We start from the raw sequence: 21,035 nt of genomic DNA, 5'->3' as shown, positions 1-21,035 counted from the left end.
GATTTGTCCCAGGTCGCCGGTCTCGGTTCGATTCCAGCGCACGACTCCGATCTAACACGCCGAGTCGATCGCCCGATAAGTGCCTTGGATCGAAGAAGATCAGTCGTGGAAAGCTCGGTTCTGCTCCAACGAGAGGGCTAGGTCGATGCGAAGTACGGGCGTAAGAAGGTTGGTGCTGGGGATAGCGACAGCGCTGCTCCTGCCACTGGGGGTGACGGTGATCGGAACCGCGCCCGCCACCGCGGCTTTCGACCCCGCCGGATTCGACTTCTGGGTCGATTCGCCGGTCATGGGACCGATCAAGTCGCGCATCTTCAGAGCGGCGGACGGCAATACCAACAGGGTGGTCTACGCGCTCGACGGCCAGAGAGCCCCGGAGACCATCAGCGGCTGGGAGAACGACACCAATGTCGCCCAGGTGCTGACCAGTTGGAACATCAATGTCGTGATGCCGGTGGGTGGGCAGTCGAGTTTCTACGCGGACTGGGCCGCCCCGAGTTCCTTCTTCGGAGTGCCGGCGGGCGCGGGCTCCTCGGCCGCGAATACCGGATCGGGCGCGACCGAGGCACTGGGCGCGGGACCGGGCAAGAGCTACAGATACGACTGGGAAACCTTCCTGACCAATCAGCTGAGATGGGCGCTGCGGGATCGGCTCGGGTTCAATCCCAATAGAAACGGTGTTTTCGGACTCTCCATGGGTGGCTCCGCGGCCCTGACGCTCGCGGCCTATCACCCCGATCAATTCAGCTTCGCCGGCGCGTTCTCCGGCTATCTCAACATCTCGGCCCCGGCCATGCGTGAACTCATCCGCGTCGCCATGATCGATGCCGGCGGGTACAACGTCGACTCGATGGCACCGCCCTGGGGCCCCCAGTGGCTCCATATGGACCCGTTCGTCTTCGCCCCCACCCTCATCGCCAACAACACCCGGTTGTGGATCGCAGCGGGCAGTGGCACGCCGATGGACGCGGATCTGGCCATCCCACTCGGGGCCGCCGCCGATCGGCTGGTGCGGGGGTCGCCCCTGGAAGTGCTGGCGCTGGCGAATACTCGGGCATTCCAGGCGCAGATGAACTTCCTCGGCGCCCGAAATGTCGTCTATTCCTTCCCGCCCCAGGGTCTGCACGCCTGGACGAATTGGCAGGAAGAGGCATACCGGATGATTCCGGATCTCTCGGCGAATATCGGTTAGCGATCGCACGTGTGCGAAGGCCCCCGCCCCTGGAGGGTGAGGGCCTTCGCCGTACTCGATCCCGGGCGGATCACGATTCCGCATCCGGGTGCGTTTCCCCGGTCCTCGGCTCCGAATATGCGCCTATAGAGAAGCCGGAGCGGCACAGAGCTTCTGCAATTCGTCATGGTCATCGATGCCTGAAAGGCGAGTGGATGCGGTCTGTTCGGATACGCAATGTGGTGGCGGGTCTCGCTGTGGCCCTGGTCCTACCGTGGGCGACAGCGCTGAGCGGGGGAGCCGCACCCGCGGCCGCCGCCTTCGACCCCGCCGGGCAGGATTTCTGGGTCGACTCCAGCATGGGGCCGATCAAATCCCGTATCTTCCGAGCGCACGATGGCAACACCCAGCGCGTGGTCTACGCGCTGGACGGGTTGAGAGCCAGAAACGACCTCTCCGGCTGGGAGATCGACACCGACATCTCGAAGGTGCTGCCCGCCTGGAACATCAACGTGGTGATGCCGATCGGCGGCCAGTCCAGTTTCTACTCCGACTGGATCTCGGCCAGCAATACGAACGGCCAGTCCGCTCCCTACGCCTGGGAGACCTTCCTGACCCGCGATCTGCGCAACGCGCTCGCGGCCCGCCTGGGCTTCAACCCGAGCGGCAACGGGGTCTTCGGCCTCTCCATGGGAGGCAGCGCCGCCCTCGTGCTGGCCGCCTACCATCCCGAGCAATTCCGGTACGCCGCATCGTATTCCGGTTACCTGAACATTTCCGCGCCCGGTATGCGAGAAGCCCTGCGCCTGGCCCTGCTGGACGCGGGCGGCTACAACATCGATTCCATGTGGGGACCGCCGTGGAGCGAATTGTGGCTGCGCCATGATCCTTTCGTCTTCGCCTCGCGCCTGCGCGACAATGGCACCCGGCTCTGGATCTCCAGCGGCAACGGCGTGCCCGGCCCGCGCGACGCGGTGCGCTCGCCGCTGGACGCCTTCAATGTCACCAATGCCGCCGGCCTGGAGAGCATCGCACTGGCGAATACCCGTGCATTCCAAGCCCGTATGGAGTCCCTCGGCCCGACCAACGCGGTGTTCGACTACACCCCGGACGGCGTGCACTCCTGGCACTACTGGCAGGACCAGGTCTTCAAGATGCTGCCCGACATGAGCGCGAACATCGGCTGAGGCATAGGGGATTTCCCGGTTGCCGCGACATCACGTCCGATTCGCGATAAGGTCACCGCACGATTACGGCCGGAATTAGCATCACCTTGCCAAGGGCTCGGAATGTCGAATACCCTCCAGCGAGCGCAAGTTACCGGACCGTGGTAGCGCTGGGCCCACTCGAAGCGTCGGGATTCGTAGTGGGCGCTGATCGTACACATCTACTTGGCTTCGCCATGCGCGTGTGCGAAACAACTGAACTACAGCAGTAGAGAAGGAGCAGTATCCATGCGTTTCGGCAGGTCCGCCATGCCGGGTGGAGTCCGGTCAGGACGTGGTGCTCATCGTGGTTGGGGCGCACGACTTCTGGCTGCGGGCGCCGCGGCACTGGCAATCCCGACCGCCGCGGCAGTGGCGACTCCGGCTGTCGCCCTGGCCGCCCCCGCTTTCGGTCCCATGCACCGCACCCCCGCGGGCGGCTTCGAAGAACTGATGGTTCCCTCCAGCATGGGGCCGGTCAAGGTTCAGGTGCAGTGGGCTCGCAACGGTGGCTCCTCGGCCATCTACCTTCTCGACGGTCTGCGCGCGCGTGACGACAAGAACGCCTGGTCGTTCGAGACGAACGCCATGCAGCAGTTCGAGAACGACGATGTGACCCTGGTGATGCCGGTCGGCGGTCAGTCCAGCTGGTACGCGGACTGGACGTCGGCGAGCAACACGAACGGCCAGAAGTACACCTACAAGTGGGAGACCTTCCTCACCAAGGAGCTCCCGAACTTCCTTGCCGGATATGGCGTTTCGAAGACCAACAACGCGGTTGTCGGTCTGTCGATGTCCGGCCCGGCCGCGCTGCGCCTGGCCGCGTTCAACCGCGGTCAGTTCAAGCACGCGTCCTCGTTCTCCGGTCCGCTGAACTGGAACGCTCCCGGCATGCGCGAAGCGATTCGCATCATGATGCTGGACGCGGGCCGCTTCAACGTGGACTCGCTCGCCGCCCCGTGGAGCCCCGCGTGGCTGCGCATGGACCCCGCGGTGTTCGCGCCGCAGCTCAAGGGTCTGCCGATGTACATCTCGGCCGCCAGTGGTCTCCCGACCGAGGCGCCGAACTCGGCGATCGGCGCGTTCAACACCGCCAACGCCATGGGCATCGAGGCGATCTCGATGGTCACCACCCGCCTGTTCCAGCAGCGGCTGAACTCGCTGGGTATCCAGGCGACCTACGACTTCCCGGCGGCGGGTACGCACACCTGGAAGAACTGGGAAGCCGAGCTCTGGAAGGCGCGTCCGCTGATCCTGCAGTCGCTGAACTCCTGAGCCCTCGCACCACCGAGAACCGGCCGTCCTCTCCCCGGAGAGGACGGCCGGTTCTTTTGTCGTGAATTCCCGCGAAAGGCGGTGGCGCGGTAGAAACCTTCTGTGACACGTGTGGCAAGTGGTGGTAGGGGGAGGCGCGGGCGCGGCGGACTGATGGCGCTCGCGGTGGCCGCGTCGGTCCTGGTGACGGGCGGCGCGGTGGCCGCCGCGCCGAACGCGCCCGAGATACGGAATGTGGTGTGGCTGACCGAGAGACGGGTCGCGCTGTGGGTGGACTCGCCGGCCATGGGTGCTCGGATTCAGGTGCAGCTGCTGCTCGCACGAGACTGGAACATCCAGCCGGACAGTCGATTTCCAGCGCTTTTCCTGCTCGACGGACGCTGGGCGAGCGACGACGAGAGCGGGTGGACCAGGGACGCCGGGGCGCAGAAGTTCTACGCGGACAAGAACATCACGGTCGTGTTGCCGGTGGGCGGGCAGTCGAGCTGGTACACGAACTGGCGAAGACCCGACCGCGGCAGGACCTATCGGTGGGAGACCTTCCTCACCAAGGAACTGCCGCCGCTGCTGGAGCGCTCGTGGCGGACTAACGGCGTGCGCGGCATGCTCGGCGCCGCCCTCGGCGGCAGCGCCACCATGACCCTGGCCGCGCGCAATCCCGGCTTCGTGCGCTTCGCCGGTTCCTTCTCCGGCGTGCTGACCACGACCACTCTCGGTATGCCGCAGGCGATCCGCTACACCATGCGCGAGGCCGGCGGCTTCGACTCGGAGAACATGTGGGGCCCGGTCACCGACCTCGAATGGGCCGCGCACGATCCCTACGCGCTGGCCGAACGGCTCAAGGGCGTGAGCCTGTACGTCTCGACCGGCAGCGGGCTCGCCGGGGCGCGGGACATACCGCACGGCATTCCCGGGGTGAGCACCGATTGGACGGGTATGGCGCTGGAAGTTATCGCGCGTTTCTCCGCCCGGCAATTCGTAGCAAAGCTCAATAAATTGAGCATTCCGATTCAGGTGAATTATCGACCGTCCGGAACGCATTCCTGGCCGTATTGGGATTTCGAGATGCGGCAGTCCTGGCCGCAGGCCGCGGCCGCGCTCGGGGTGCAGGACGCGCCGGGCTGTGCGACCGCGGGTGAGATCGCGCCCGTGGCACTGTCGAAGAACTGGCTCGGTGACTGCGTGACCCGGGAGTTCGCACTGGCCGGGGGTGCGGCACAGGACTTCCGGGGCGGGCGGGTGTTCTGGTCCGAAGCCGGCGGGGCGCACGCGGTGGGCGGATCGATCGGCGGCGCGTACCAGGGCGCGGCGGGACCCGGTGGAACGCTTGGTTTTCCAATAAGCGACGAAACTCCCATTCCGGGCGGCGTGCGGCAGAATTTCCAGCGCGGCTACATCGTCTTCCGAGAGGGAAAGGCCGAAATACACGCCAGCTGAACGAGATACTTGCCAGCTACCGGGTGCGCACCGGTAATGTGCTCCGATGTCCGTGACGCCAGTCACGTTTGGTGTCGTTCCCCCTTGCGGTTCAGGAGCACAATTCTGATGGCAGCACAGGGCCCGTCATGCCCACGTTCGGTTCCAGAGCTCGATTCGGTTCGTCACGACAGGACGCGTCACTGGCGACGCGTGCTGACGGTCGCGGCCGCCGCGGTGGTACTGCCCGGGGCGACGGTCTTACCGGGAGTCGCTGGGCTGCCTGGCTTCTCGGGTTCGGCCGCGGCCGCCCCCGCGCCGCTGCTGCGCGCACCCGAGGGCGGTGCGGACGCGGCGCCGGCCGCCGACCCGAAGCCCGCGGCCGATCCGCAGCCCGTCGCCGACCCGGCCCCGGCGGCGCCCGCCGCCGCGCCCGCTCCGGCCGCCGCGGGTGATCCCGCGCCCCCGGAACCGCCGGCGCGCCCGCGTTTCCAGGAATTCATGGTGCCCTCGAGCATGGGCCCGGTGAAGGTGCAGGTGCAGTGGGCCGCGCGCGGCGGCGACGCGGCGCTGTACCTGCTCGACGGCCTGCGCGCGCGGGACGACTTCAACGCCTGGTCCTTCGAGACCGACGCGCTCAAGCAGTTCATCGACGACGATGTGACGCTGGTGATGCCGGTCGGCGGACAGTCCAGCTTCTACTCGGATTGGCGTGCGCCCTCGGGCACGAACGGGCAGAAGTTCACCTACAAGTGGGAGACGTTCCTGTCCGAGGAGCTGCCCGCTTTCCTGGAGGGACACGGCGTCTCGCGCACCCGCAACGCGGTGGCCGGGCTGTCCATGGGCGGATCGGCGGCGCTCGCGCTCGCGGCCTACCACCGCGACCAGTTCAAGCATGCGTCCTCGTTCTCCGGCTACCTCAACATCTCCGCCCCCGGTATGCGCGAGGCGATTCGCCTGGCGATGCTGAGCGCCGGGCGCTTCAACGTGGACTCGATGGCGTGGCCGTGGAGTCCGGCGTGGCTGCGCATGGACCCCTTCGTCTTCGCGCCGCAGCTGCGCGGCCTGCCGATGTACGTGTCGGCGGCGTCCGGCCTGCCCGGTCCGTACGACGACCGGGAGGACAGGACCACCTTCGACACCGTCAATGCCGTGGGCCTGGAGGCGCTGTCGATGGTGTCCACGGTCGCGTTCATGTCCCGCCTGAAGCAGCTCGGCATCGACGCGCACTACAGCACCCCGGGCAAGGGCACCCATTCCTGGGGTTATTGGCAGGACGAACTCGCCAGCGCCCGGCCGGATATTCTGCGCGCCCTGGGTGTTTAACCGGACCGCCGACCCGCAGATTCGGACGAACAAAACCAATAGTTAGCTGAATGCTCCTGATTACCCGCGCGTCTTCCCGGCCGCGCGGGTAATCAGGGGTACAACAATTGTGTGGCTGGAGTTGTTCGTGGGACGAAGCGAGCGCGCCGACGCTGGGTGACAAGAGCCGCTACCTTGGTTTTCGCCATGGTCGCGGGATCTTTCGCGGGGCTGGGTCCGGCTGCGGCCGAACCCGAGGCTCCCGTGGAATCCGGTCCGGCGACGGTCCAGAAAGTCGTGTGGCTGGGTGATCGCCGGGTGGCGTTGTGGGTGAATTCGCCCGCCTCCGGCACGCCCGTCCAGGTTCAGCTGTTGCTGGCCCGTGATTGGCGCTCCCGCCCGGACGCCAAATTCCCGGTCATGTTCATGCTGGACGGCCTGCGTGCCACCAACGAGGAGAACGGCTGGACCAAGGAGGCGGGCGCGGCGGGCTTCTTCGCCGACAAGAACGTCACCGTGGTGCTGCCGATCGGCGGCCAGTCCAGCTTCTACACCGACTGGCTGCAACCCGACAACGGCCACAACTACAAGTGGGAGACCTTCCTCACCAAGGAACTGCCGCCGCTGCTGGAAAGCCAGTGGCGCGCCACGAGTTCGCGTGCGGTGTCCGGTCTCTCGATGGGCGGCACCGCCGCCATGATGCTGGCCGCGCGCAATCCCGGCTGGGTCCGGCACGCCGCCTCCTACTCCGGATTCCTCACCCTGACCACCCTCGGCATGCCGCAGATGGTCAATTTCGCGATGAAGGATTCCGGCGGCTTCGACTCCAACGCGATGTTCGGCCCGCCGAGCAGCCCGGAGTGGAAGGCCCACGACCCGTACGAGCTCGCCGAGCAGCTGAAGGGCACCGGCCTCTACATCTCCAGCGGCAGCGGCACCGCGGGCGCCACGGATCCGCCCGGCGACATCCCCGGGCTCACCAGCAATTACGCCGGTATGGGTCTGGAAGTGCTGTCCCGCTTGAGCTCTCAGAACTTCGTGTCCAAGCTGAACAAGCTCAACATCCCGGTGCAGGTGAGCTACCGCCCCTCGGGCACGCACACCTGGCCCTACTGGGATTTCGAGATGCGGCAGTCCTGGGCGCAGACCGCCGCCGCGCTCGGCGTGGACGGCACCGCCACCGACTGCAAGCTCGGCGGCGCGATAGCCGGTGCGGCACAGGCGAACAACTGGCTCGGCGACTGCCTGACCGCGGAGTACGCGGTCGCCAACGGCGTGGCGCAGGACTTCCGCAACGGCCAGGTCTACTTCTCCCCGGCCACCGGGGCCCAGGCCGTCGGCGGCGCCATCAGCGGCACCTTCGCCGGTCTGAACGGGTCCGGCAGCGGGCTCGGATTCCCCACCGGCGGTGAGGAAGCGCTGCCCGACGGCCGCGGCCGCTGGCAGCGCTTCCAGAACGGATCCATCTACTGGACCCCGCAGACCGGCGCGCAGATGGTGCGCGGCGCGATCCTGGACGAGTGGGCCAGGCAGGGCTTCGAGGGCGGTCCGGCCGGCTACCCGAACGGACCGGAACTGCGCACCCCGAACCGGGACGGCGTGGTCCAGGGCTTCGAGCACGGGCCCATCTACTTCAGCCCGAAGACCGGCGCGCATCTGCTGCAGGGGCTGATTCTGGGCAGGTACGCCCAGATCGGTTTCGAGAACAGCGCGTTCGGCTTCCCGATGGGCGCCGAGCAACCGCTGCGCGATCTCGGCCGGTACGTCGCCTTCGAGGGCGGCAACATCTACTGGAGTCCGCTGTCCGGCGCGTGGGGCGTGCGCAACGGCCCGATCATGCACGCGTGGGGCGCACAGGGATTCGAGAACGGTCCGCTCGGCTTCCCGATCGGCGACGAGGGCATCACGGCCGCCGGCGCCCAGCAGGCCTTCCAGGGCGGTTCGATCCTGGTGCAGGGTGACCGCGCGCAGGTCTACTCGCTGGACGGCAGGCCCGTCGGCGGTCCCGTCGACACCAAGCCGGTCGTGGCCGCGCCGGATCCGGCCGCACCCGCGGCGGTACCGCCCGGCGCGCAGCCGGCTCGCGCGGATCGGCCCGCGGACGCGCAGCCCGGGCCCGCCGCGGCGCCCACCACGACCGAGCCGCGCGGTCTGGAACCGGCAGAGGGCTTTCCGCTGCCGATTCCGGCCCTCGGCCCGGAGGTGCGCCCCAACTGACCTGTTGGGGCGGGGTGCGGCGGGCGGATTTTCTCTTAGAAGTGCATGAGGTTCGGCTCCGAGTCAGCGACGTCGGCAGAGGTCGCCGCTAATGTGGGGGCCGACCTGGTGCCCGCAGACAGATCAAGGAAACGAATAAATGCATCGGACCCGTGGCAAGGTTCTCGGCGTCGTTCTCGCTTTCGCCGCCACCGGGCTGCTCGCCGCCTGTGGTGACAACGATTCGACGGCGACGAGCACGCCCACTCTGACCCCGACCACGGCCAAGACCACCGCGGCCACCACGCCCGGCGCCGAGACCCCCGGCTCCGAGGCCGCGCCCGCGCCCGAGGGCGACCCCTCCAGCACGGTGGTCGAACGGCCCGCGCCGGTGCCGAGCGAGTTCATCACCACCCCGAGCAATGCCGCGCCGCTCGGGGATCGCGACAAGACCTTCCTCGACGAGCTGAAGAAGCGCGGCATCAACCCGGCCGCCTCCGACATCGCGCTCACCGCGGGCAACCTGGTGTGCCAGGGCAAGGCCCAGGGCGCGCCCGAGGACCAGATCATCACCTACGTGACCGCGATCGCGGGCTCGGATCCCGGCTTCGACGAGTCGAAGATGTCGGTGGAGCAGGCGGGCAAGATCTACTACGAAGTCGCCGCGGCCAGCTACTGCGACAAGTGATGTCGCGACGCCGTTCCGGAGGCCGGTCCGCCCCGAAGGGGTGCCTGCTGCTCATCGCCGCGATCGTCCTGGTGATCATCGTGGTGCTGCTGCTGTGGTACCTGCTGGCGGGCCGGCTGAAGGTGCCCGGACCCAAGCCGCCCGGCCCGACGCCGCCGACCTCGCAGCCCGAGAGCTGCCCGGACGTGCTGTTCCTGTCGGTGCCCGGTACCTGGGAGTCCAGTAGCACCGACGATCCGTACAACCCGTCCGCGAATCCGGCGTCGCTCATGCTCAACATCTCCAACCCGGTCCGGGAGAAGTTCCCGGACAACCGGCTGGAGGTCTACACCGTCCCGTACGTGGCGCAATTCTCCAATCCCGTCGCGCTGCCGCCGGACGGCCAGCAGTCCTACAACAACTCGCGGTCCGAGGGCACCCGCAAGGCCACCGAGAAGCTGGCCGAGACGTATTCGGCCTGCCCGCTGACCAGCTATGTGATCGTCGGTTTCTCCCAGGGCGCGGTCATCGCGGGCGATGTCGCCGCCCAGATCGGCGCGGGCGACGGGCCCGTCCCGGCGGACCGGGTGCTCGGCGTGACCGTCATCGCCGACGGGCGCCGTGATCAGGGGGCCGGACAGCCGACCGAGATCGGCGTCTCGCCGCCCGGCGTCGGCGCGGAGGTCGCCCTGCGCGGCCTGAACGTCCCCGGCATCACCATGACCGGACCGCGCGCGGGCTTCGGCGCGCTCGCCGACCGGTCCTTCACCATGTGCTCCCCGGGCGACCTCATCTGCGATGCACCCAAACAGGCCCTGAACCCGCTGAACATCATGGCCAGCGTCGGCACCCTGGTGAAGGCCGCCGGGAATCCGGTGCACAGCCTCTACGCGGGCTTCGTCGTCGACGACGCGGGCAACACCGCGACGACCTGGACGGTGAACTGGGCGAGCGGCCTGATCGAGAACGCTCCGCACCCGCCGCATTCCTAGAACCGGTTCCGCCCCGGTCCGCGTCGTCGATCCCGAACCGAGCGGGCCGCGAACCCCGTGATTGGGGTGGGTCACGAGGTCCGCGAGCAGCCGGAGTGAGGTGGAGGCAAATTAAATACAGCCGACCCCCTAGTTTCGGGGTCACGTTGTAGAGTGCACCAGATTGCGGTGCCTGGCTTGCGCGGCGCCGCAGCAGAATCCGGCCAGCCAGGAGCAAGGTGTTCATGAGAGCAGTCGCCGCCGTACCGCCTACGGCGACCGCTCCGGGCTGGAAGAAAGCAGCGGACACGCCGAGGCCGGGACTCGCCCGAAGGTGCTTGGCGTGTGCAACTCCTCTGTCTTCGCCGGCTGTGGCGGTCGGCACATCAGCCGGGACCGTCGTCCGGGTCCGTCGGGTGCGGCAACTCACATCCATGCCATCGTGTGTGAACATCGCCCACCCAAACATCGACATTCGCGCCGGTGATCCCGTGTGCGGAGGCCGAGTGAGCTGGGATATGTTTGGCCGCTCCGGAGCATGGCAGGGTGGCCGCTCTGTAACATGACCCTGGTTTGAGTACATCTAGCCAATAGACGGTCACCGCGCAGACCGCAACAGAATTCTGCAGGTCGGCTCTCGCAAGAGCTCCCCGCGGGCGAAAAGTCGGGGCCCCACACAGGCAACAGCGGCATCGTCGCCGCCCATGTCGCGTGTGCCTCGGAGGAGAAGAAGGAATGGACGAGACTTTCGACGATTACCTCGACGAAACGGGGAACATCACGATTCCCGAGGGGCGCACCCTCGTCGACTACGTCGAGAAGCACACAGCCGGGAATGACGCGAACGATCTGGCTTACCGCTACATCGACTACTCCCGTGAGCGCGACGGCGTGTACCAGGACCTCACCTGGAGTCAGTTCGGCACTCGGCTGCGCGCGGTGGCCGCCAGACTGCAGCAGGTGACCAAGCGCGGCGATCGGGTCGCGATCCTGGCCCCGCAGGGGCTGGATTACGTCATCTCCTTCTTCGCGGCGATCTACGCGGGCACCATCTCGGTGCCGTTGTTCGATCCGGACGAGCCGGGCCACACCGATCGCCTGCACGCGGTGCTCGGCGACTGCACGCCCGCGGCGATCCTGACGGCCAGCTCCTCGGCCGCCGGTGTCCGCCAGTTCTTCCGTGCGCTGCCCGCGGCCCAGCGTCCCCGCATCATCGCCGTGGACGCGATCCCCGACAGCGTGGGCGAATCCTGGATCCGCCCCGACATCGCGGTAGACGATATCGCGTACCTGCAGTACACCTCCGGTTCGACACGCACCCCGGCGGGTGTGGAGATCACCCATCGTGGTGTCGGGACCAACGTGCTGCAGATGGTGAACGCGCTGGACCTGAACTGGAATTCGCGCGGCGTCACCTGGCTGCCGCTGTACCACGACATGGGCCTGCTCACGGTGATCCTGCCCGCGGTCGGCGGCAAGTACATCACCATCATGTCGCCGTCGGCGTTCGTGCGCCGTCCCTCGCGCTGGATCCAGGAGCTGGCCGCCGTGTCCGACGGCGCCGGAACCTTCGCCGCCGCACCGAACTTCGCCTTCGAGCACGCCGCCGCGCGCGCGGTGCCCAAGCCCGGCGAGTCGCTGGACCTGTCCAACGTGCTCGGCCTGATCAACGGCTCCGAGCCGGTGACCACCGGGTCGATGAAGAAGTTCAACGAGGCGTTCGCCCCGTACGGCCTGCCCAAGACGGCCATCAAGCCCTGCTACGGCATGGCCGAGGCCACGCTGTTCGTCTCGGCCACCCGGCACGAGGACGAGGCCAAGGTCATCTACGTGGACCGCACCGAGCTCAACGCCGGCCGGATCGTGAAGGTCGAACAGGGCACGCCGAACTCCATCGCGCAGGTCTCCTGCGGGTACGTGGCGGTCTCGCAGTGGGGCGCCATCGTGGATCCGGCCTCGGTCGATTCCCCCGAGGGCGCGACCGAGCTGCCCGAGGGCCGGGTCGGTGAGATCTGGCTGCACGGCAACAACGTCGGCATCGGCTACTGGGGTCGCGCCGAGGAGACCCAGAAGACCTTCCGGAACCGGATCGTCAACCGGGTCGCCGCGGGCTCGCACGCCGAGGGCGTTCCGGCCGACGGGAATTGGCTGCGCACCGGCGACTACGGCGTGTACGTGGACGGCGAGCTCTACATCACCGGTCGCGTCAAGGACCTGGTGATCGTGGACGGCCGCAACCACTACCCGCAGGACCTGGAGTTCTCCGCGCAGGAGGCCTCCACCCAGCTGCGCCCCGGCTTCATCGCCGCGTTCTCGGTGCCCGCCAATCAGCTGCCCGCCGAAGTCTTTGCGCAGGACAGCCATTCGGGTCTGCCCTACGACCCGGACAACGGCTCCGAGCAACTGGTCATCGTGGCCGAGCGTGGCCCGGGCGCCGGTAAGGCCGATCCGCAGCCGATCGCGGACGCGGTGCGCGGTGCGCTCTCGTCCCGGCACGGTGTGACGGCGCGGGACATTCTGCTGGTGCCCGCGGGTTCGATTCCGCGTACCTCCAGCGGCAAGATCGCGCGCGCCGCGTGCAAGGCCGCCTATCTGGAGGGCACACTGCGCGGTGGTTACACGCAGCAGGCTTTCCCCGATGCTCCAGACGAGGAGTGAGTCGGAGCAACTAACGTGAAGTGGCGCGGACCGCGATATGGTCCGCGCCATTCATGCTTGGAGCCCCGCCGCTTCGCCCGGTGAGGTTCTCGAAGGACAATCACCGCCGATACACCGCCGCACACCGTGAGCAGACAGGTAGCTTGAGGAACTGATGGCTGAGAACGAGGGCACGTCCCCCACCCAGACGACCGACAACGCTCCGGCGGTGCCCGCTGACGCGGCCCCGAAAGCGGCTCCCACCGGCGCCGATATGACGGTGGCGGAGTTGCGGGAGTGGCTGCGCAAATGGGTCGCCGACGCGACCGGGCAGCCGCTCGAGCAGATCACCGTGGACCGCCCCATGGAGGAGTTCGGCCTGGCGTCGCGGGACGCGCTCGCGCTCGGCGGTGACATCGAGGAACTGACGGGCGTCATCCTCAACGCGACCATCGTCTATCAGCACCCGACGATCGCCTCGCTCGCCGAGCGAATCATCAACGGGGAACCGGATCTTCCGGCCGAGTCGGCCGACGACTCGTTCTACACCGCGGGGTACACCCCGGACGAGGCGCACGACATCGCCATCGTCGGGTTGTCCACCCGCCTGCCGGGTGCGGGCGATACGCCCGAATCCACCTGGGATTTCCTCATCAACCGCGGTGACGGCATCCGCGATCTACCCGAGGGTCGCTGGTCGGAGTTCCTGACCGATCCGCGCGCGGCCGAGGCCGTGGCGAACGCGAACACCAAGGGCGGCTACCTCGACCAAGAGGTCATCAAGGGCTTCGACGCCGAATTCTTCGCCACCTCGCCGGTCGAGGTGGAGCGCATGGATCCGCAGCAGCGGCTCACCATGGAGCTCACCTGGGAAGCGCTGGAGCACGCCAGGATTCCGGCGAACACCCTCAAGGGCGAGCCGGTCGGCGTGTACGTCGGCTCCTCGGGCAACGAGTTCATGCTCATCGCCGCGATGAGCGTCGGCAACACCGAGCAGGACAAGACCCCGCTGTCGGCCGAGGCCTACGGGATCATGGGCTCGGTTTCGTCGATCATCGCCAACCGCACCTCGTACTTCTTCGACTTCCGCGGACCGTCGGTGGCCATCGACACCGCGTGCTCGTCCTCGCTGGTCGCGGTGCACGACGCGGTGCGCGCGCTGCGCAGCGGCGAAGCCGATCTGGCGCTGGCCGGCGGCGTGAACGCCCTGGTCGCGCCGATGGCGACGCTGGGCTTCGACGCCAACGGCGGTGTGGCCAAGGACGGTCACATCAAGGCGTTCTCGTCCGACGCTGACGGCATGGTCCGCGCCGAGGGCGGTGCGCTGCTGGTGCTCAAGCGCCTGGCCGACGCCGAACGCGACGGCGACACCGTGTACGCGGTCATCAAGGGCTCGGCGGTCAACAACGACGGCCGCTCCAACGGCATGCTCGCGCCGAACCCGGACGCGCAGGCCGAGGTACTGCGCCGGGCCTACCGCGACGCCGGAATCGCCCCGTCCAGCGTCGATTACATCGAGGCGCACGGCACCGGCACGCTGATCGGCGATCCGATCGAGGCCGACGCGCTCGGCCGGGTGATCGGCCGCGGCCGCGACGACGACAAGCCCGCGCTGCTGGGCTCGGCCAAGACCAACTTCGGGCACCTGGAGTCCGGTGCGGGCGCCGCGGCGCTGGCCAAGGTCATCATGTCGCTGCAGCACAACGTGATTCCGCCGAACCTCGGGTACGCCGGACCCAACCCGTACATCCCGTGGGACACCGCGCATCTCAAGGTCGTCGAGCAGCCGACCGAGTTCCCGCGCTACAGCGGTAGGGCCACCGTCGGCGTCTCCGGCTTCGGTTTCGGCGGCACCAACGCGCACATCGTCGTGCAGGAGTACGTGAAGACCCCGGTCGTTCCCGCGCCCGACGCCGCCGCGCCCGCGCCGGTCGATCTCGACAACGAGAACACCGACGTGATCTCCGAGGCCGAGCACATCGTCGCCGAAGCCGCCGCGCCGGAGCCGGAATGGGCCGACCGCGACGAGCCGCTGCCGCTGATCCTGCCGGTCTCGGCGTATCTGCCCTCGCGTCGCCGCCGCGCCGCCGCCGATCTGGCCGACTGGCTGGAAAGCGAAGCCGGACAGGCGACTCCGCTGGCGGACGTGGCCCGGTCGCTGGCCAAGCGCAACCACGGCCGCTCGCGCGGCGTGGTGGTGGCCAAGACGCACGAGGAGGCCGTCGCCGGCCTGCGCGCCATCGCCGAGGGCAAGCCGGGCACCGGCGTGTACACCGCCGACGCTCCCGCCGCCCGCGGCGCGCTGTGGGTCATGGCCGGTTTCGGCGCCCAGCACCGCAAGATGGGCAAGCAGCTCTACAACGAGAACTCGATCTTCCGTAAGACCGTCGACGAGGTCGACGAGTACGTGCTGGACGAGGCCGGCTACTCGGTCCGCGAGATGATCCTGGACGACGAGCAGGATTGGGACATCGGCACCGGCCAGGTCGGCACCTTCACCATCCAGCTCGGCCTGAACGCGGTGCTGCGCGCGCACGGCGCGGAACCCGCGGGCATCGTGGGCCATTCGCAGGGCGAGGTCGCGGGCGCGTACATCTCCGGCGGCCTGACCCTGGAGGACGCGGTCCGCGTCATCTGCGCCCGTTCGCGGCTGATGGCCGAGGGCGAGGCCATGATCACCGACGACCAGGTGCGCAACATGGCGCTGGTCGAGTACTCGGCCGAGGCCATCGCCGAGATCCTGGTGGACTACCCGGACATCGAGGTCGCGGTCTACGCCGCGCCGACCAACACCGTCATCGGCGGTCCGCCGGATCAGGTGCACGCGATCGTGGCGCGCGCCGAGGCCGAGGGCAAGTTCGCGCGCGTGCTGCAGACCCGCGGCGCGGGCCATACCTCGCAGATGGACATGCTGCTCGGCGAATTGGCCGCCGAGCTGGCCGGTCTGGAGCCGACCGTGCTGAAGCACGATCTGTACTCCACCGTCCACAAGGAGACCGTCTACCGCGCGGGCAACCCGCCGGTGCACGACGTGGACTACTGGGTCACCAACATGCGCGGCTCGGTGTACTTCACCAATGCCATCGCGCAGGCGGTGAACTCGGGCATCACGACCTACCTGGAGCTGGCGCCGAACTCGGTGGCGCTCATGCAGGTGCTCGGCACCACGTTCGCGGCCGGCGTGCACAACGCCGCGCTCATTCCGACGCTCAAGCGCAAGGAAGACGAGTCCGCCGCGGTCATCTCGGCGCTGGCGCAGCTGTACGTGCAGGGCCACGCGGTGGATCTGCCGTCGCTGGTGCCCGCGGGTGACTACGCCGACGTGCCGCGTACGGCGTTCCTGCGCAAGCAGTACTGGCCCAAGGTCGGGCTGGCCGCCGATTCGGGCAGCAGCCGGATTCCGGGCGCGCACGTGGCGCTGCCGGACGGCCGCCACGTCTGGGAGGTGCAGGCCGCGGCCGTCACCGACCTGACCGAGCTGGTGAAAGCCGCTGCGGCGCAGGTGCTCTCGGAGGTGACCGTGGGCGCGTCCGTCGCGCACGCGGCGCTGCCCGCCGCGGGCACCCTGACCACCACGCTGACTCCGCATCTGGGCGGCGCGTCGGTCGCGGTGCACGCCAAGCAGGGCGCCGCCTTCACCGCGCTGTTCGACGCCGTCGTCGCCTCCGGCGCGCCGCTGCCGGAATCGGTTGTGGCACAGCCGGTCGCGGCCCTCGCCGCCGCTCCGGCCGCCGAGGTGGAGGTCGTCGAGGCCGCCGGCGATCGCTGGGATCCCAACGGCCGCCAGACCATCGAGCAGCGCCTGGCGCTCATCGTCGCGGAGTCGATGGGGTACGCGGTCGAGGATTTGCCGATGGAGATCCCGCTGATGGAGCTCGGCCTGGACTCGCTCATGGCCATGCGCATCAAGAACCGGGTGGAGTACGAGTTCGATATTCCGCAGCTGCAGTTGCAGGCGGTGCGCGATGCCAGCCTGCTCGAGGTCGGCAAGGTGCTGCGCTACGCGATCGAGCATCGCGAGGAGCTGGCCGATATCGCCGCGCGGCAGGCCGCGGGTGAGGACATCTCGGTCGACGGCGATCTGGTCGCCGCCGCGCGCGCGGCCATGGCGGCGGGCACCGATCCGCTCGCGGTGCTGCCGACCGCGGCCGACCGGCTCGACGCCGAGGCGTCGGACGTGATCGCCGAGGCGACCGAGATCGTGGCCGAGGCGGAGGCCGAATCCACCACCACCGCAGCCGATTTCGAGGCCGCGCCGCCGGTCGGGGAGACCGACAAGGACAACGTGCCCCCGCGCAACGGCGCCGAACGCCTGGCGTACGGCACCTGGGCGCTGGCGACCGGCAAGTCCGCGGGCGGCATCTTCAACCCGCTGCCGGAGCTGGACGACGCCACCATGGACAAGCTGGTGGCCCGGCTCTCGGAGCGGGTCAAGGCGCAGGTCAGCGCGGATGAGGTGCGGGCCTGCACGACGATCGAGAAGCTGGCCGACCTGGTCGCCACCTATCAGGAGCACGGTGACGACGTCGAAGGCTTCGTGCGCACCCTGCGCGCGAAGGAGGCCGGTTCCACCGCGATCCCGGTCTTCGTCTTCCACGCCTCGGGTGGCAACACCCTCGTGTACGAGCCGCTGCTCAAGCGCCTGCCGGCGGGCACCCCGATGTACGGTTTCGAACGCGTCGAGGGTTCCATCGAAGAGCGTGCGCGCCAGTACATTCCGGAGATCCGCAAGCGGCAGCCCGAGGGTCCGTACTTCCTCTACGGCTGGTCGCTGGGCGGCGTGTTCGCGCTGAAGGTCGCCGAGCTCATGCGCGCCGAGGGCGCGGATGTGCGCGAGGTCGGCCTGATCGACGTGGCGCTGCCGTCGCAGCCGCACCTGGACACCCCGGAGGAGCGGGTGAACCGGGTCCGGCGTTTCCAGAACTTCGCCAAGAAGACCTATGGCTTCGAGGGCGAACTCGACGACGAGCAGCTCGAGGAATTGGCCGCGGCCTCGGACGCCGAGCAGATCGACATCGTCCTGGAACTGGTCAAATTCGCCGGAGTGGACATTCCGGGCGGCGTGCTCGAACACCAGCGCAGCTCGTACATCGACGGCGGTGAGCTGCAGCGGATCTCGCCGCAGCACTACGACGGCCACGTGGTGCTCTACCTCGCGGACCGCTACCACGACGGAATCATCGAGCTGGAGCCACGTTTCGGTGAGCGCCTGCCCAATGGCGGCTGGGACGAGCACATCCCGAATCTGGAGGTCATTCACATCCCCGGCGACCACATCGATATCGTGGACGAGCCGCGCATCGCGACCATCGGCGCCGATCTGACCAAGAAATTGGGGGCCGTCGACACGACGCCGAAATAGCCGCGCTGCGAAACGGGTTCTGCGAAAGTAGGTTTCTACCGAAGGGAGTCCTGTGAGCACTACCGCCGAGAAACTCGCTGACCTGCGACGGAAGTTGGAAGTCGCGAGGGAACCGGCGGGTGCAGCGGGAATCGCCAAGCGCGAGCGCAAGCACATTCCTTCCGCTCGCGACCGGATCAACATGCTCCTGGATCCCGGTACCTTCGTGGAAATCGGTGCGCTGGTTCGCAATCCGGGCGAAAAGGACGCACTCTACGGCGACGGCGTCGTCACCGGTCACGGCCTCGTCGAGGGCCGGCCGGTGGCGGTGTTCTCCCACGACCAGACCGTCTACGGCGGTTCGGTCGGGGAGATGTTCGGCCGGAAGGTCGCGGGCATCATGGAATTCGCCGCCAAGGTGGGTTGCCCGGTGGTCGGCATCAACGACTCCGGCGGCGCGCGCGTGCAGGAGGCGGTGACCTCGCTGGCCTGGTACGCAGAACTGGGCAGGCGGCAGGAACCGTTGTCCGGCTTGGTTCCGCAGATCTCCATGATCCTGGGCAGTTGCGCCGGCGGCGCGGTCTACGCGCCGATCAACACCGATGTCGTGGTCGCCACCGAGGCCGCCTACATGTTCGTCACCGGCCCCAAGGTGATTCGCGAGGTCACCGGTGAGGACGTGAGCCTCGAGGAACTGGGCGGCGCGCGCAGCCAGGCCGACTACGGCAACATCCACCACGTCGCCAAGGACGAACTGGCCGCGTTCGAATGGGTGCGCCAGTACCTGGGGTATCTGCCGTCGAGCTGCCAGGAGTTGCCGCCGATCGTGAATCCCGGTCTGGAGCCGGACATCACGGACTCCGATCGGGAACTCAACGGCATCGTCCCGGACGCCGACAACGCCGGCTACGACATGTACGACGTCCTGATCCGCATCTTCGACGACGGTGAGTTCCACGAGTTCGGCGACTCCGCGGGCCGAAATGTCATCTGCGGCTTCGCCCGTGTCGACGGGCGCAGCATCGGCGTCGTCGCCAATCAGCCCCTGGTCTACGCCGGCGCCCTCGACGCGCGGGCCTCGGACAAGGCCGCGCACTTCGTCCGGCTCTGCGACGCGTACGAGATCCCGCTGGTCTTCGTCGTCGACACCCCGGGCTTCCTGCCCGGCGTCGAGCAGGAGAAGATCGGCGTCATCAAACGCGGCGGCCGCTTCATCTTCGCGTTCGTCGAGGCGACGGTGCCGAAGGTGACGGTGGTGATCCGCAAGTCCTACGGCGGCGGGTACGCGGTCATGGGTTCCAAGCAGCTCGGAGCGGACGTGAACCTGGCCTGGCCGACCGCCCGCATCGCGGTCATGGGCGCCGAGAGCGCGGTCAGCCTGATCGGGGCCAAGTCGCTGGAGGCCGCGCCCGAGGATCAGCGCGCCGCCATGCGCCGGCAGATGATCGCCTTCTACAACGCCACCATCGCCACGCCGTGGGTCGCGGCCGAGCGCGGCTACATCGACGCCGTCATCGACCCGGCCACCACCCGGCTGGAAATCCGTAAGGCGTTGCAGCTGTTGCGCGACAAGAAGATCGCTCGAAACCCGCGCAAACACCACCTTCTTCCGCTCTGACGCGGTGACCGCGGCGCCCGGATCCGAGCGGATCCGGGTCGCGCGGGGGTGCGAGATGTGTCCGATTTGCGGCTCGCCGATTGCGTCGAATCGATTGGTCGGTTGACTCGCATGTGAGAGCCTTCAGCTATGAGTAGCTCACCTAAGGCATTGCTCGAAGGCGGACCTGACGGGCTCGATCATCGCATCGTCCCCATTACGCCGCCGGGAATCGAGTTGCGGGTGGCGTTCGGCGGCGGCTACGAGCGGTTCAAGGTGACCCCGCGCTGGGAGGACACCCCAGAGGGCAGCCTCCCGGTCTACGAATGGGTGGCCCACATCCCGGGCTGAACCCGGATGGGGCCGGGCCGAGGTCGAGACCGCGCCCGGACGAGAGCAGCGCCCGCGCCGTCGCGCGGCGGGTGAGACCTACCGATGCGCCGGTTCCGCGCGGCGGATCGGCTGCCGCGTCGGGGCCCGGTCCTGGCCGAGGAACTCGGCGATCTCCGCGTACACCTGCGCCGGCTTCTCCATGACCAGCAGGTGCGAGGTCGCGGGGGTGATGGAGAGTTCGGAATCGGGGATGGCCCGGTACAGGGCGATGGTGTGCTCCAGCGCGACGGCGTCGTCGTCGCCGGACATGACCAGGGTGCGGTGCGGGATGTCGCGCAGCTCCTCGGGGGACAGGGTCGGCCCGGTGCGGCCCATGTCGAGCATCTTGCGGGCCACGACGGGGAAGTGGCCTTCGCCGTGCGGTGACACCTCGCCGTAGCGTCCGGCCAGGTACTTCTGCGTGTCCGGATCCTCGAATCCGTCCATGACACCGGGCAATACGCCGATGTGGTGGAAGTTGCCGCTGATCAGCACCAGCTTGCGGACCAGATCCGGGCGGCGCAGCGCGACCAGCAGCGCGACGATCGCGCCGTCGCTGTGCCCGACCAGGTGCGCGGGCTCGCCGACCACCTTCTCCAGGAAGGCGACCAGATCCTCCGCCATCACGTCGTAGGTGAGCGGGCCGTCGACGTCGGGGGTGTGGCCGTGGCCGCGGCGGTCGGTGGTGTACACGCGGAAGCGGCCGACCAGCGCGGGCATGGCGGGGGCGAACATGCGTGAATCCACGAACCCGCCGTGCAGCAGGACCACCGGTTCGCCGTCACCGTGTACGTCGTACCAGGTCGCTACATCGCCGAGTTGAATATTCACCATGGCTATATCTTCCCGGTAGGTTCCACCCTTACTCACAACGGGTGGGTT

General features: G+C 68.1%; 13 protein-coding genes. 12 read left to right on the top strand and 1 reads right to left on the bottom strand.

Annotated features, from left to right (window positions below):
* Window positions 1-145 precede the first annotated feature (145 nt).
* The 12 genes from ACWIGI_RS03015 to ACWIGI_RS02960 all read left to right on the top strand — a co-directional run bounded on the left by ACWIGI_RS03015 (window position 146) and on the right by ACWIGI_RS02960 (window position 20,132).
* The gene (locus tag ACWIGI_RS03015) at window positions 146-1,192 is read left to right on the top strand and encodes an alpha/beta hydrolase (protein ID WP_454200670.1); all 1,047 of its coding nucleotides are present in this window, start codon (window positions 146-148) and stop codon (window positions 1,190-1,192) included.
* Between the two features lie 194 nt (window positions 1,193-1,386).
* Window positions 1,387-2,358, top strand: a complete 972-nt coding sequence (locus ACWIGI_RS03010) for an alpha/beta hydrolase (protein WP_454200669.1) — start codon at window positions 1,387-1,389, stop codon at window positions 2,356-2,358.
* A 288-nt stretch (window positions 2,359-2,646) separates the two neighbouring features.
* On the top strand, window positions 2,647-3,651 hold the full coding sequence (locus ACWIGI_RS03005; RefSeq protein ID WP_454201012.1) for an alpha/beta hydrolase: 1,005 nt from the start codon (window positions 2,647-2,649) through the stop codon (window positions 3,649-3,651).
* Between the two features lie 153 nt (window positions 3,652-3,804).
* Window positions 3,805-5,088 (top strand): alpha/beta hydrolase-fold protein, encoded by a 1,284-nt coding sequence (locus ACWIGI_RS03000; protein WP_454200668.1) that lies wholly within the window; start codon window positions 3,805-3,807, stop codon window positions 5,086-5,088.
* A 192-nt stretch (window positions 5,089-5,280) separates the two neighbouring features.
* The gene (locus ACWIGI_RS02995; RefSeq protein WP_454200667.1) at window positions 5,281-6,393 is read left to right on the top strand and encodes an alpha/beta hydrolase; all 1,113 of its coding nucleotides are present in this window, start codon (window positions 5,281-5,283) and stop codon (window positions 6,391-6,393) included.
* Between the two features lie 186 nt (window positions 6,394-6,579).
* A complete protein-coding gene (locus ACWIGI_RS02990; RefSeq protein WP_454200666.1) occupies window positions 6,580-8,589 on the top strand; it encodes an alpha/beta hydrolase-fold protein in 2,010 nt (669 codons plus the stop codon).
* A 139-nt stretch (window positions 8,590-8,728) separates the two neighbouring features.
* Window positions 8,729-9,256 (top strand): DUF732 domain-containing protein, encoded by a 528-nt coding sequence (locus tag ACWIGI_RS02985; protein ID WP_454200665.1) that lies wholly within the window; start codon window positions 8,729-8,731, stop codon window positions 9,254-9,256.
* The gene (locus ACWIGI_RS02980; protein ID WP_454200664.1) at window positions 9,256-10,227 is read left to right on the top strand and encodes a cutinase family protein; all 972 of its coding nucleotides are present in this window, start codon (window positions 9,256-9,258) and stop codon (window positions 10,225-10,227) included. Before ACWIGI_RS02985 ends, ACWIGI_RS02980 begins: the two co-directional genes overlap by 1 nt.
* A 714-nt stretch (window positions 10,228-10,941) precedes the next feature.
* Window positions 10,942-12,864 carry a long-chain-fatty-acid--AMP ligase FadD32 gene (fadD32, locus tag ACWIGI_RS02975; RefSeq protein ID WP_454200663.1) on the top strand — a complete coding sequence of 641 codons (1,923 nt, stop codon included), beginning with the start codon at window positions 10,942-10,944 and terminating at the stop codon, window positions 12,862-12,864.
* A 154-nt stretch (window positions 12,865-13,018) separates the two neighbouring features.
* Window positions 13,019-18,205, top strand: coding sequence for a polyketide synthase Pks13 (gene pks13, locus ACWIGI_RS02970; protein ID WP_454200662.1), 5,187 nt, complete (start codon window positions 13,019-13,021; stop codon window positions 18,203-18,205).
* A gap of 52 nt (window positions 18,206-18,257) precedes the next feature.
* Complete coding sequence (locus ACWIGI_RS02965) at window positions 18,258-19,802, top strand: acyl-CoA carboxylase subunit beta (protein WP_454200661.1); 1,545 nt, start codon at window positions 18,258-18,260, stop codon at window positions 19,800-19,802.
* A gap of 129 nt (window positions 19,803-19,931) precedes the next feature.
* Window positions 19,932-20,132 (top strand): DUF5988 family protein, encoded by a 201-nt coding sequence (locus tag ACWIGI_RS02960; RefSeq protein ID WP_354986489.1) that lies wholly within the window; start codon window positions 19,932-19,934, stop codon window positions 20,130-20,132.
* Between the two features lie 78 nt (window positions 20,133-20,210).
* On the opposite strand, the gene ACWIGI_RS02955 is transcribed toward ACWIGI_RS02960, so the two are convergent.
* Window positions 20,211-20,987: an alpha/beta fold hydrolase gene (locus tag ACWIGI_RS02955; RefSeq protein ID WP_454200660.1), complete on the bottom strand. Its 777-nt coding sequence runs from the start codon at window positions 20,985-20,987 to the stop codon at window positions 20,211-20,213.
* Window positions 20,988-21,035: the final 48 nt, after the last annotated feature.

This window comes from Nocardia sp. NPDC055321 (genome assembly GCF_053645575.1).
The sequence above is the reverse complement of the archived record's forward strand: the minus strand, read 5'-3'. Positions and strand labels throughout refer to the sequence as shown.

Coding starts and splice junctions, on each gene's coding strand:
- ACWIGI_RS03015 (WP_454200670.1), top strand. CDS start 146: ATGCGAAGTACGGGCGTAAGAAGGTTGGTGCTGGGGATAGCGACAGCG.
- ACWIGI_RS03010 (WP_454200669.1), top strand. CDS start 1,387: ATGCGGTCTGTTCGGATACGCAATGTGGTGGCGGGTCTCGCTGTGGCC.
- ACWIGI_RS03005 (WP_454201012.1), top strand. CDS start 2,647: ATGCCGGGTGGAGTCCGGTCAGGACGTGGTGCTCATCGTGGTTGGGGC.
- ACWIGI_RS03000 (WP_454200668.1), top strand. CDS start 3,805: ATGGCGCTCGCGGTGGCCGCGTCGGTCCTGGTGACGGGCGGCGCGGTG.
- ACWIGI_RS02990 (WP_454200666.1), top strand. CDS start 6,580: ATGGTCGCGGGATCTTTCGCGGGGCTGGGTCCGGCTGCGGCCGAACCC.
- ACWIGI_RS02985 (WP_454200665.1), top strand. CDS start 8,729: ATGCATCGGACCCGTGGCAAGGTTCTCGGCGTCGTTCTCGCTTTCGCC.
- ACWIGI_RS02980 (WP_454200664.1), top strand. CDS start 9,256: ATGTCGCGACGCCGTTCCGGAGGCCGGTCCGCCCCGAAGGGGTGCCTG.
- fadD32 (WP_454200663.1), top strand. CDS start 10,942: ATGGACGAGACTTTCGACGATTACCTCGACGAAACGGGGAACATCACG.
- pks13 (WP_454200662.1), top strand. CDS start 13,019: ATGGCTGAGAACGAGGGCACGTCCCCCACCCAGACGACCGACAACGCT.
- ACWIGI_RS02960 (WP_354986489.1), top strand. CDS start 19,932: ATGAGTAGCTCACCTAAGGCATTGCTCGAAGGCGGACCTGACGGGCTC.
- ACWIGI_RS02955 (WP_454200660.1), bottom strand. CDS start 20,987: ATGGTGAATATTCAACTCGGCGATGTAGCGACCTGGTACGACGTACAC.